This is a genomic window from Bacillus sp. FSL L8-0654 (assembly GCF_038629965.1).
Lineage (GTDB): Bacteria > Bacillota > Bacilli > Bacillales > Bacillaceae > Bacillus > Bacillus safensis.
Genome location: NZ_CP152026.1, coordinates 225,256 through 236,863, shown reverse-complemented (window position 1 = coordinate 236,863; position 11,608 = coordinate 225,256). Strand labels below are relative to the sequence as shown.

Annotated in this window: 13 protein-coding genes and 1 riboswitch; of the genes, 4 read left to right on the top strand and 9 right to left on the bottom strand. The window is 42.4% G+C overall.

All coding sequences use genetic code 11. From position 1 onward, the window contains the following. Positions 1–39: 39 nt before the first annotated feature. A complete protein-coding gene (locus MHH65_RS01330) occupies positions 40–1,008 on the bottom strand; it encodes a rhodanese-related sulfurtransferase (protein ID WP_081123922.1) in 969 nt (322 codons plus the stop codon). 197 nt (positions 1,009–1,205) lie between these two features. Here MHH65_RS01330 and MHH65_RS01325 point away from each other — a divergent pair, with 197 nt between their 5' ends. After that, positions 1,206–2,288: an iron-containing alcohol dehydrogenase family protein gene (locus MHH65_RS01325; protein WP_098677750.1), complete on the top strand. Its 1,083-nt coding sequence runs from the start codon at positions 1,206–1,208 to the stop codon at positions 2,286–2,288. A gap of 67 nt (positions 2,289–2,355) precedes the next feature. Here MHH65_RS01325 and MHH65_RS01320 read toward each other — a convergent pair. The 6 genes from MHH65_RS01320 to MHH65_RS01295 form a co-directional block, all read right to left on the bottom strand. Further along, positions 2,356–3,506, bottom strand: a protein-coding gene (locus tag MHH65_RS01320; protein ID WP_098677243.1) for an IS3 family transposase whose coding sequence is annotated in 2 segments (ribosomal slippage) — positions 2,356–3,233 and positions 3,233–3,506 — 1,152 coding nt in all. Because the reading frame shifts where the segments join, the coding sequence is not laid out codon by codon here. Between the two features lie 119 nt (positions 3,507–3,625). Next, positions 3,626–4,453 carry an aldo/keto reductase gene (locus MHH65_RS01315; RefSeq protein WP_098677699.1) on the bottom strand — a complete coding sequence of 276 codons (828 nt, stop codon included), beginning with the start codon at positions 4,451–4,453 and terminating at the stop codon, positions 3,626–3,628. Positions 4,454–4,534: 81 nt separating this feature from the next. Beyond that, positions 4,535–4,951, bottom strand: a complete 417-nt coding sequence (locus MHH65_RS01310) for a DUF5301 domain-containing protein (RefSeq protein ID WP_046313670.1) — start codon at positions 4,949–4,951, stop codon at positions 4,535–4,537. A 29-nt stretch (positions 4,952–4,980) separates the two neighbouring features. Continuing rightward, positions 4,981–5,442, bottom strand: a complete 462-nt coding sequence (locus MHH65_RS01305; protein WP_081123919.1) for a DUF523 domain-containing protein — start codon at positions 5,440–5,442, stop codon at positions 4,981–4,983. Continuing rightward, positions 5,439–5,669 (bottom strand): hypothetical protein, encoded by a 231-nt coding sequence (locus MHH65_RS01300; RefSeq protein WP_081123918.1) that lies wholly within the window; start codon positions 5,667–5,669, stop codon positions 5,439–5,441. The genes MHH65_RS01305 and MHH65_RS01300 overlap by 4 nt, the downstream gene beginning before the upstream one ends. A gap of 110 nt (positions 5,670–5,779) precedes the next feature. Further along, entirely contained in the window at positions 5,780–6,238 is a 459-nt protein-coding gene (locus tag MHH65_RS01295) for a MarR family transcriptional regulator (RefSeq protein WP_034283105.1), read from the bottom strand. A 201-nt stretch (positions 6,239–6,439) separates the two neighbouring features. Here MHH65_RS01295 and MHH65_RS01290 point away from each other — a divergent pair, with 201 nt between their 5' ends. After that, a complete protein-coding gene (locus MHH65_RS01290; protein ID WP_098677700.1) occupies positions 6,440–7,207 on the top strand; it encodes a GNAT family N-acetyltransferase in 768 nt (255 codons plus the stop codon). A 59-nt stretch (positions 7,208–7,266) separates the two neighbouring features. On the opposite strand, the gene MHH65_RS01285 is transcribed toward MHH65_RS01290, so the two are convergent. Beyond that, a complete protein-coding gene (locus tag MHH65_RS01285) occupies positions 7,267–8,439 on the bottom strand; it encodes an MFS transporter (RefSeq protein ID WP_041115248.1) in 1,173 nt (390 codons plus the stop codon). Positions 8,440–8,516: 77 nt separating this feature from the next. Further along, positions 8,517–8,616, bottom strand: a riboswitch (purine riboswitch). A 387-nt stretch (positions 8,617–9,003) separates the two neighbouring features. Between MHH65_RS01285 and proS the strand changes: the two genes are divergently transcribed. Both proS and MHH65_RS01275 read left to right on the top strand, forming a co-directional pair. Beyond that, entirely contained in the window at positions 9,004–10,437 is a 1,434-nt protein-coding gene (gene proS, locus MHH65_RS01280; protein ID WP_024427450.1) for a proline--tRNA ligase, read from the top strand. A 144-nt stretch (positions 10,438–10,581) separates the two neighbouring features. After that, positions 10,582–10,758 (top strand): hypothetical protein, encoded by a 177-nt coding sequence (locus MHH65_RS01275; RefSeq protein ID WP_162860209.1) that lies wholly within the window; start codon positions 10,582–10,584, stop codon positions 10,756–10,758. Positions 10,759–10,793: 35 nt separating this feature from the next. On the opposite strand, the gene MHH65_RS01270 is transcribed toward MHH65_RS01275, so the two are convergent. After that, on the bottom strand, positions 10,794–11,570 hold the full coding sequence (locus MHH65_RS01270) for a sulfite exporter TauE/SafE family protein (RefSeq protein ID WP_024427451.1): 777 nt from the start codon (positions 11,568–11,570) through the stop codon (positions 10,794–10,796). Positions 11,571–11,608 lie beyond the last annotated feature (38 nt).

The following is an 11,608-nucleotide window of genomic DNA, read 5'->3' as shown; positions in this document are numbered from 1 at the left end:
ACGCCATGTAAAGAAAAAAAGGATAAAGGGGGGTTACCTCTATCCTTGTGAAATCGCTTGTTCTTTTTCAATAACAGCTAGTCTTTCTTGAACTTCTTCTTCAGATAAATTGTGCTGTTTCACATACAGGTTCCGTTCGCTTGTGCGGCATTCATGACTGCAGCTGCGCATATACTTATGCTCACTCTCTTCAGTGGCAATCATCTTACGGTTACATGCAGGGTTCGCACAGTTCACATAACGCTCGCAAGGCTCACCAGTGAAGAAATCTTTTCCGACAACCACATGCTCTGTTTGATTCACTGGTACTGTTAAGCGATTATCAAACACATAGCATTGACCGTCCCATAGCTTCCCTTGTACTTCTGGGTCTTTTCCGTAAGTGACAATTCCGCCGTCAAGCTGAGAGACATCTTCAAAGCCTTCACGCTTTAACCAGCCTGAAAACTTCTCACAGCGTACGCCGCCTGTGCAATAAGTCAGGATTTTTTTTCCTTCAAGAATCTCTTTATTGTCACGAATCCACTCAGGTAATTCACGGAATGTCTCAATATCAGGACGAACTGCCCCTCTGAAGTGACCAACATCAAACTCGTAATCATTACGCGCATCAATCACAACAGTATCAGGTGATTGCATTTGCTCGTAAAATTCAACCGGGCTAAGATGTTTCCCCGTTAATTCCAACGGATTCACATCATCCTCAAGGCTGAGGTTCACTAGTTCATTCCGATGACGGACGTGCATTTTTTTAAACGCATGACCATCTGCTTCGTCAATTTTGATCGGCATAGACGCAAAGCGCGGATCTTCTTTTAACGCTTGCATGTACATGTCCGTTTGCTCAATAGTTCCAGAAACCGTTCCGTTCAAGCCTTCTGCTGATACGAGGATACGGCCTAACAAACCAAGCTCCTTACAGAATGCTAAATGCTCTGCTGTAAACGTCTCTGGGTCCTCAATGGGGACATATTGATAGTAAAGTAAAACGCGATATTGTTTTTCCATCTATATAAACACCTCTTAAATTTAATCAAAACATACCATTCTTTATCATACAGGAAATACATACCTAAAGGCAATGTCGGCGGCTCAATTCCATAAAACGGAAGGGCCTTTCTTCTCATATATTTGACTATTTGACAGAACTTTCTGTAAAATGAGATGATTTATGAACAATATGATGTGTAAAGGAGCAATGATCCATGATCCAGCCAGAAGATATTGTCAGAAGCGGCCCTAACCAATTTATTTCTCAAAAGGGAATCTATCATGAACTTGAATCCCTTGTTTCTCCTTTTCAGTCACCTGCTGTAGTGACAGGATATGATTCATACCAAGCTTTTTCACAATACACAAAGCTGCCGTCCGAGTGGCCTTTCATTCAGCACAAAGGATACAGTTCACCTAATGCGGTCACACAAATCGCAGAAGAGCTTAACGGGTCAGATGTGATCATCGGCATCGGGGGCGGAACGATTTTAGATACCGCAAAATCAGTTGCAGACGTTCTTCAAATCGAAGTCATCATGGTGCCAACGATTCCCGGCACATGTGCTGCGTCTACACCTCTCAGCGTCATTTATGATGACAAAGGAAATTTCATGAGAGTTGATTATCATAAACGATCCAGCTACCTCACCTTAATTGATCATACTTTTTTGCTTTCCTCTCCTCTTTCCTATCTTCAAAGCGGAATTGGTGATACGCTGGCAAAATGGTATGAAGCAGAAGCGATTATTCGTAACACAAAAGGCGCCTTGCCGCTCATGGTACATGCAGCACTAAAGCAGGCGGTATATGTTCGAGACATTCTTCTTTCTCATAGTGAAGAAGCTGTCAACAGCTTAAAAACAGGTCAGCTTTCCCAAGCATTCGCGGATGTGACAGATACGATTATTACGTTAGCAGGAACAGTCGGCGGCTATGGGGGACGCTATGGAAGAATGGCAGGAGCCCATGCCGTTCATAATGGATTGACATTTATTGAAGAAACGCATCATGTGTTACATGGACAAAAAGTAGCTTATGGCATCCTCGTCCAGCTTGCCGCAGAAAACCGAATGTCCGAGGTTGAGGAATTACTTGAACTCTACCAAACACTCGGATTACCTAGAAATATGCGCGATCTTGGTATGACAACTCAACTGGAAGAAGCGGCACTTACGGTAGCAAACCATGCGGCACGTAAAGATGAAACCTTTTGTTTGATTGGAGACTATTCTAAAGAACAGATTGTTGACGCCATTCAAATCATTGAGACCTATCACCCCCAAAAATCTGTCTAAAGATGGAAATAAAAAAGCACAGGCATCGGGACTGACCCCCGTTTTTGAGACAGGGATCAAAACACCTTTATACAGCCAATTGCCGATAGTTGATCGGTGATTGGTTGTTTAGTTTTGTTTGAATACGAATGTTGTTATAATAATAAATGTATTCTTTGACAGTGCGTTCTACAATGTTGGTTGTAGTTCGATCAATGCTGTTAAGATAGAACGTTTCAGACTTTAGCGAGGAATGAAACGATTCGATGGAGGCATTATCAGCGGGCGTCCCTTTACGGGACATGCTCATGGTAATGCCTTTTATATGAACAGCTTTCTGATACTCGTAAGATGTATACACAGAACCTTGGTCGCTATGTAACACACAGTTTTCAGGCAGTGCTGGGAGCTGATCAAGTGTGTTTAAAATAAAGTCTGTGTCCTGCTTATCACCAATCGTAAACGCAATTACTTCTCCATTATATAAATCCAATATACTGGAAAGGTACAATTGTTTCTGTCCATAAGGCAAATACGTGATGTCCGTTACTAGTTTTTCAAGAGGGCGATCAGATTGAAAGTTCCGATCCAGTATATTACCGGCCACGGCATAGGGCTGCCCATTCTTCTTACGCTTTTTCATTTTAACCCGGCACTGCCACTGGTTTTTCTGCATGATACGTTGAACAGTTTTATGGTTAATATGCATCCTCATTTTTAGTATGGCTGTGATTTTTCGATATCCATATCGATACTTGTGCTCTCGGCACAACGTGCCGATTTGTTCCTCTAGTTGTTTTTTAGAATGATTCTGAGTCAGATCTTTTTTCCATCTATAGTACGAAGCGCGTGAGACGCCTAAATGGACACAGATGTCCTGTACTGTCATTGTTTTGCACAATTCTTCTACCAGTTTGATTGACGTTTCCTTATCAACTTCCTTTCCAATTCGTTGTACTTTTTTAAAACTTCATTCTGTTGACTCAGATAGCGATTTTCTGCCTGCAGTCTCTCTAATTCGGAAGAGTACTCGGGACCCTTTCTATGGGTATATTGTTTTCCAACAGGCTGTTCGAACCGGTGTGTATCCCCAGCCTTATGCCACCTCACCCATGTCTGAACCTGCGTTTTATTTTTGATATTCAATTCCCGCAAAATCTCTTTCATTGATACGCCTGCCAATCTCATTTCTACAGCCTTCTGTTTGACTTCAACCGGATAACTCACTCTTGTCCCCATAGAAAAAACACCTCCATGTTTTATTTCGGATTACAACGATCCGTTTTCAAACTTGAAGGTGTTTTTTATTTGTCTCATCTTATGGGGTCAGTCCCATCGCACCTGTGCTTTTCCTTCGATTAAAAATCAAAGTTATCTGGATCTGGACCCGTGCGCTCATCTTCATTGAGCTGATCAATGACACCCATCTCACGTGCGGACAGCTCGAAATCAAAAACTTGTGTGTTTTCGATGATTCGGCTCTTCGTCACAGATTTTGGAATGGTGATAATGCCATGCTGCAAGTCCCAGCGAAGAATCACTTGCGCTACTGACTTATCATGTTTTTTCGCGATATCCTGGAGAACAGGATGGTTTAGAAGCTTCCCGCTGCCTAATGGCGACCACGCCTCTACATGAATTCCTTTCGATTTGCAGTAGTCTTGTAAAGGCTCCTGCGTCAGCTTTGGATGCAACTCGATTTGATTCACCATTGGCACAACTTCTGCCTCTTCCAATAAATCCTCTAAATGATGCTGATGGAAATTACACACTCCGATCGCTCGAACGCGTCCATCCTTATATAGTTTCTCTAGCGCTTTCCATGTTTCTTTATATTTGCCTTCAACTGGCCAATGAATTAAATAAAGATCTAATACATCTAATCCCAGCTTGTTCATACTTGTTTCAAAGGCTTCGAGTGTTGATTCATAGCCTTGATCATTATTCCAGACCTTTGTCGTAATGAATAGATCATCGCGCGAGATACCTGATTGCTGAATGGCTTTGCCTACCCCTTCTTCATTTTGATAGGCGGCTGCTGTATCAATGCTGCGGTAGCCCGCTTCAAGAGCGTCTTTGACTGCATTTACAGCCTCATCTCCATCTTTTACCTGCCATACACCAAAGCCTAGCTTCGGCATTTTTACTCCGTTTGCTAATGTGACTGTATCTGTTAATCCACTCATCAAACAAACCTCCGCTTCCTTTTTACTTACCAAGCACTATACCCGAATTTTCGATTGATCATGCATGACATTCTGGCTGAGCTATTTGATATATTTTCCTATATCAACTTGATTGGTGTCAACGATTTGATATTCGCTGGTTTGATCTTTTGTTTTAGAAAAATCATATGTTTCTAAAAATGTTTGATCGTAAAAAGTCAGACCATATGTTTCCTTCTCATTCTCATACACTCTGATCCAATAAGACTCTTTTGAAGTTTTTTTAGTTTCATTCGTTTTCTTTAATTTCATACCCGAAAATTCCTTAAGTAACTTTTGAATATCCGCTTTCTTTTCCACCATAACACGCTCATTATCATGCTCAATTTGAATCGAAGTCACCTTGTTTTGATCAATTGAGGCCACATCATCAAAAGAGTATGTTTTTGCATTGATTAGAAAATAAATACCAATTCCTAATAAAATAATGACGACTAAACCAATCATCCACTTTTTCAACCTAACTCCTCCTTCTATTCACACCACACTTATAAAAACAGTGAAGTCCAATCATCCTCCTCAGAAAATACCTGAATTCCGTGCTGTTTAAGCAAGGCGGATGTCACTCCATCTCCAGCTTTTGTCCCCCCGTTAAAATCTCCGCGATAAATCATCCGGCTGCCGCAGGAGGGGCTGTACTCTTTTAACACAACCGCCGTCGCTTTCAAAGACTGAACCTGTTCTAGCGCGGCCTTCGCACCTTTTACATACATCTCCGTGACATCATTTCCATGTACATCAATCACGGAGGCGAGGCCCTGTAATACATCATGTCCGTCTCCGCCAATGATTTCCGCGGGAGGTCTTGGCGTGGAAAGGCCGCCAAGCAGCTCAGGACAAACTGTGACTGCCTTTCCCTCCTCAACAAGCTCCTCAATTCGCTGATCTAATCGATGGCTGCCATTATAACGAACCTTCAATCCAGCAAGACAAGCACTGACGACAATCATGTATGTTCCTCACTTTTTTTGCTGACTTTAAAATAAATACATACAGGCAAGAAACATATCGTATTCACCAAAAAGGGCAGAGCACAATACAAAGCAGCAGCCCAAATTGGTTCTCCAGCTCCTGCAATACCAAAAAAATAAACAAATAATAGCACGCTGACAAACAATCCCACGAATGGCATGATGAATGCGTATTTTTTATAATTTTCTATCATTTCTTTCTCCAATGAGCTCCCTCCCTTTCATCATGGCTAAGAACAACGTCAATATATGTTAATTTTACCATAAAAAAACCGAAACCATCATCTCCCTTTGTGCGATGGTTTCGGTTTTTTAACTATATCTTTTCTTTCCAAGCCTTTAAGAAGCGCTCAATCACTTGTAATTCATCCTCATGAAACTGCTGAAGAAATTCTAAATAGGACGTGACTGCTTTTTCATGCAGCTCATCATGAAGCGCTGCCAATTGCTTGCCTTCCTCTGTCAAAGAATAATAGACAGATTTCTTATCACCCTGCCGGTGGCAATAGTCCACCATGCCTTTTTCAATTAGTTTTTTCACAGCCTTTGTAATAGCTGGCTTTGATAGTTTTAGTTGTTGAGATAGAAATGTATTGTTTGATTCGTTTGGATTGGCTTGAATCATCGATAAAATGTGAAGCTGTGTGAGTGTCCATTCTTGTTTGAGTGTATCAGTCGTGGTAATCAGTGGATCTGTTGGATCATTCCGTCTCTTTTCCCTATGCATAATCAGATCTTGAATCGCTTTTAATACAATCTGCTCTTTTGTTTCCATCTGAACCTCCACTCTTAACTGGTTAATAAAATGGTACTAATAATGAAGAAAGGAGTCAAAAGAAATGTGGTTGTTAGTAAAATAATAGGTCATCAGACCTTAAAATTGTATATGTACTTTTATACTAGATTTCCCTCATCCTGTCACATGCTATAATCATGGGGATGTCATCCAAATTATCATAATGAAAAGGTGAGCTAAATGAAACCTGAACAACTAATGGCCATTCGCCAATTAGAAGAAAAGATACATCTGTTTTCCTCTGCTGTGAACGGAACCTTCCATGCATCGGACGATTTCGTTCTATCCAATACTCAAATATCGACTGACACGTTCAATTTGCTCTTACCGACATCAGCTCAAATCCAAGATCCAAAAAAAGTGAAAGCTGCCATTGAACACATGCGGTCACAGAAACTCATCTTCAGCACATGGGTCGATCACCGTTTACTCCATCCTGATTGGGCTGATTTATTAAAGGAATATCACCTTCAAGAGGTCGAACGCAATACCATCATGATGCTTGAGCATACAGGTGACATTGATCCAGTCACATCCTCATCACTTACAATCAAGGAAGTACTTGATGAGCAGACACTATTTGATTACAAACATATCTTTATTGAACTATTCAAAGGATCGACTGAGGCCGCCGCCTTAGAAGACTATTTCCAGCATTTTTCGATTAAAAAATTACACTCAAAAGCTCGCATGTTCGTGGGGTATGAACACCACAAGCCGGTCACAACAGGCTTATTATTCGAGACAAACGACAGCTACGGTATTTATGATGTCATAACAAAGGCAGAACACCGCGGAAAAGGACTTGGCAGTGACATGTTCCATTACCTTTTGACCAAGACAGAGAATAAACAAAAATGTGTCATCTTACAAGCATCAGCAGACGGCAAAAATATTTATCAACGTGCCGGCTTCCAACCAATCGGTGAAATGGCCGTCTTTGAATAGAAAGGTACTTTTCTTGTGAATTTGAAATGAACATAAAAAAGCTGCCTAAAGATAGGCAGCTATTCAGCATGATGCTGACGATCCATATAAAGCGGCGGTCTCTTCAGCGAAATCACCGCACAGCTAAAGGCAATCAGTACAAACACAGCACCGAATTTAGCCAGATCAACAGATGAACCGGTCATCGTAAACATGACTCCGCCAACCGCTGATCCAATCGAAATGCCGATTTGCAAGGCAGATGTATTTAAGCTCTGCTGAATATCAGACGTGACAGGATCTGTTTGAATCAAATAACTCTGCAAAGCAGGCGTCAGTGCCCAGCTGAGCGCTCCCCAAAGGACAACCATGACCATAAAGAGCGCGAACACCCCCGCTGTATAAGGAAGGATAAACATGACGATCGCAAACGCCATAGTCACAAGCAAAATGGCTTTTCCTGAACCCAGTTTGTCACTGAGCCAGCCGCCAAACCCATTCCCGCCTATCGACGCAAGTCCGAAGATCAAATAACAAATACTAATCCAAAACGGGGTCATATGCAGAACTTCCATCAGAAATGGAGTGAAATAAGAATAAAGCATATAATGGCCTGCAAGCATAAACAAACTGATCAAGTGTGCACTAAAAATTTTCGGATGCCCTAAAGAACGAATCTGCTCTCTAAGAGGCGTCACTTTTTCAACAGGCATTTTTTCCAATAGAAAATAGATCAGCACCATCGATATGGCAGAAAGAATACTGATTCCTAAAAACATCACTCTCCAGCCAAAGCTCTCTGTAATAAAAATACCGATCGGTACACCGAGAACAAGTGAGGAGCTAATACCAATAAAAATCAGCCCTAATGCTTTCGCACGATGCGCTGGTTCCACCAATTTGGCAGTGATCGTCAAAGACAACACCACCACAAGCGCTGTACTCATCGCAATCAACACCCTAGATATCATGACAAGGGCAAAGGTCGAACTAAAATAAGTGAACACATTTCCTATTGTAAACACCAATAACGCGATTAAGTAAAGGCGCTTTCGTTCGATTTTGGCTGTCGCAGTCAGCAGCACGGGTGCTGAAATGGCATACACAATCGCAAATACCGTAATGAGCTGTCCGGCTGTTGCAAGAGACACATTCAAATCCTCTGCAAGACTTGGCAGAATGCCACCAACCACAAGCTCAACTAATCCAACCGCAAAAGTAGAAACGGCTAATAAATATACTCTCCAGTTCATGTCTAACATCCCTTCTGTATATCATCGCTTTCACTTTTGATACAGGGTGCAGACAAACAAAAAAACCCTGATTACAAAAAAGGAAAGCGCGCTTTTGTAATCAGGATTTATCGGATCCTGGTAGAAACCCTCAAACCATATTATTGAGGTTATACAAGTCTATTTTTTTCTTCAAATATATTAGCATAGCCTTTCATAACTCGCAAGCTGTAAAAATAGAAAAATACTGCCATTCCGTTACCTAAATAAAAGGCGCCGTAAAAGGAATCAGAACAGCTTGCTTTCTCCTCCATTTACAGGTAAACTGATGAAAAATCAACGAACGAGGATCAACGTAGATCTGGAATAGTAGCTTGAATCGATCTTTAACAGAGAGGGAACGGTGCTGAGAAGTTCCTACTGACATCTTCAAGTGAACCTGCCGATTTAGTTCTGTTTCATACAGCGGTTCATACCGTTATCATGATTGAGTGTAAAGCTGTGCTTTAAATTAGGGTGGTACCACCAGGAATGGTCCCTAACTTAAAGTACAGCTTTTTTGTTTTAAAAAAGGAGGAACCTGCAATGTCAAAGAAACAATTTGTTGAGAAAATTACAAGCATGGAAGTCGACTTTGCCCAGTGGTATACAGATGTTGTCACAAAGGCGCGGCTCGTCGATTATTCAAGCGTGAGAGGCAGTATGATCATTCAGCCGTACGGCTTTAAAATTTGGGAGAATATTCGCGACGAACTTGACCGTCAGATTAAAGAAACGGGTCATGAGAATGTCTATATGCCGCTCTTTATACCAGAGAGCCTGCTTCAGCAGGAAAAAGATCATATCGAAGGCTTTGCTCCTGAAGTGGCGTGGGTGACACACGGCGGTGAATCCGAATTACAAGAAAGGCTCTGCGTCAGACCGACCTCTGAAGTGCTGTTCGCTGAGCATTACAAAAACATTATTCATTCCTACCGCGATTTACCGAAGCTATATAACCAATGGGCCAATGTCGTCCGCTGGGAAAAGACAACACGTCCCTTCCTCAGAACCCTTGAATTCCTATGGCAGGAAGGGCACACGTGCCATGAAACTGAGCAAGAAGCGATTGAAGAAACAGAAAGAATGCTTCACATTTACGCTTCTCTTTGCGAAGATCTCCTTGCCATTCCTGTCATTAAAGGGAGAAAAACAGAGAAGGAAAAATTCGCCGGCGCTCGCTTCACCTATACGGTTGAAAGCTTGATGCATGATGGAAAAGCGCTGCAAACTGCCACTTCTCATTTCTTCGGGAACGGATTTGCCAAAGCATTTGGCATCGAATTCTTAAACCGTGAAGGAAAACTAGAGCACGTCCAGCAAACCTCTTGGGGTTTCACAACAAGAATCATTGGCGCGATGATCATGGTTCATGGCGATGACAGAGGGCTCGTCCTCCCGCCAAATATTGCGCCAACCCAAGTGCGTATCGTGCCAATTGCTTCTCATAAAGAAGGGGTGCTGGATCATGCCTACGAATTGAAGGATCGCCTCGCCCGCATCGCACGTGCTGACATCGACGCAAGCGATAAACAGCCAGGCTGGAAATTCAACGAGTGTGAAATGCAGGGTATTCCGCTACGTGTAGAAGTAGGACCAAAGGACATCGAAAAAGGACAGGTGATGCTTGCAAGACGAGACACTGGTGAAAAGCAAGCTGTCACGTTAGATGCCCTTGAACAAACCATCACAGCAACGCTTGAAGACATCCAGCGGACGATGTACGAAAAAGCGAAAGAACGATTACATGAAAAGACATCACACGCCCACACAATCGAAGACATCGAGCAAATTCTTGCGGAAGAAAACCGATTGATTAAAGCCATGTGGTGCGGTGATGAAGCCTGTGAAAACGACATTAAAGAAAGAACAGGTGCGACCTCACGCTGTATTCCATTCGAACAGGAAACCATTTCTGACACATGTGTCTGCTGCGGAAAGCCTGCATCTGATATGGTGTTCTGGGCGAAAGCCTATTAAGAATATGAACGATAAAGAAGCATCTCTCATGATGCTTCTTTTTTTGTTAAAAAGACCCAAACACCCATTGACCTCACCTGCATGATCCCCTATAATTCATATTAATATAATCGGTTTTTAAGACTTTAACTGGAGTGGTGATACATGAAACGCTGGCCCTCATTCTTTGCCGAACGCTGTCCTAAATGTAAATCAGCATTAGAAGTCTCAAAGTCCAATGCCCTGCAAGGCAAAGTCGTGAAAACATGTCCCAACCTTCATTATCAAAAAGAGTACCACCCAGCACTAGAAACGTATATCGAGCACGATGACGTCCAATAAAAAAGACCAACATGCTTGCTTTGTTGGTCTTTTCTTTATAAAATATCCAGCCAAATTTTGACCGCTGTCGCCGTAATCATCACAGCAAGTGCCCATTGCAAGTAGACGGCGTTGATTTTCTGACCGACCTTCGCACCAATCGGAGCTGCCATCAAACTTGCCGCCATCAGCACAACAGCAGGAAGAAGCATGACCTGACCCGTCAATACCTTTCCAGTCGATGCGCCTATCGCAGAAAGAAACGTAATCGCAAGTGACGACGCAATCGTCATCCGGACAGGAATTTTTAAAATAGACAGCATCACAGGCACTAAAATAAAGGCGCCGCCTGCACCTAATACCCCTGAAACACTGCCAATCACAAAGGCAATACCTGATGCCAGTCCTTTATGAAAAGTGACTTCTCCCTCTGCGTCTGCACGCTGTCCTTTTTTCGGAATCAGCATGAGAATAACCGCCACAATGGCGAGTAATCCATAGACGAGATTCATCCCTTTCTCCGGTATAAAATGTGATACATAACTGCCTAATAAGCTGCCCGCCAATATACTGCTTCCCATATATAAAATCAGCGAGCGATGTAAAAATCCGCTTTTTCGATAAGCGAGTACACCACCCAGCGTCGAAAAAAGCACTTGAATGGCACCAATCCCTGATACCTCGTGAGCTGATAGTGCCATCACACCGAGAAGAGGCGGGATATAAAGAAGCATGGGATAGTTGATCACAGATCCGCCGATCCCCACCATCCCTGATAAGAAGGAACCAATACATCCGATGATAAAAAGTGTAATCAAAAATGCAAAATCCACGCTGGTCTCCTCCTTTGCAAAAGGAAAAGGGGATCTTC

What these genes read in the sequence shown, in the direction of transcription:
- MHH65_RS01330 (WP_081123922.1), bottom strand. Translation starts at nt 1,008, where the DNA reads ATGGAAAAACAATATCGCGTTTTACTTTACTATCAATATGTCCCCATT.
- MHH65_RS01325 (WP_098677750.1), top strand. Translation starts at nt 1,206, where the DNA reads ATGATCCAGCCAGAAGATATTGTCAGAAGCGGCCCTAACCAATTTATT.
- MHH65_RS01315 (WP_098677699.1), bottom strand. Translation starts at nt 4,453, where the DNA reads ATGAGTGGATTAACAGATACAGTCACATTAGCAAACGGAGTAAAAATG.
- MHH65_RS01305 (WP_081123919.1), bottom strand. Translation starts at nt 5,442, where the DNA reads ATGATTGTCGTCAGTGCTTGTCTTGCTGGATTGAAGGTTCGTTATAAT.
- MHH65_RS01295 (WP_034283105.1), bottom strand. Translation starts at nt 6,238, where the DNA reads ATGGAAACAAAAGAGCAGATTGTATTAAAAGCGATTCAAGATCTGATT.
- MHH65_RS01290 (WP_098677700.1), top strand. Translation starts at nt 6,440, where the DNA reads ATGAAACCTGAACAACTAATGGCCATTCGCCAATTAGAAGAAAAGATA.
- MHH65_RS01285 (WP_041115248.1), bottom strand. Translation starts at nt 8,439, where the DNA reads ATGAACTGGAGAGTATATTTATTAGCCGTTTCTACTTTTGCGGTTGGA.
- proS (WP_024427450.1), top strand. Translation starts at nt 9,004, where the DNA reads ATGTCAAAGAAACAATTTGTTGAGAAAATTACAAGCATGGAAGTCGAC.
- MHH65_RS01275 (WP_162860209.1), top strand. Translation starts at nt 10,582, where the DNA reads ATGAAACGCTGGCCCTCATTCTTTGCCGAACGCTGTCCTAAATGTAAA.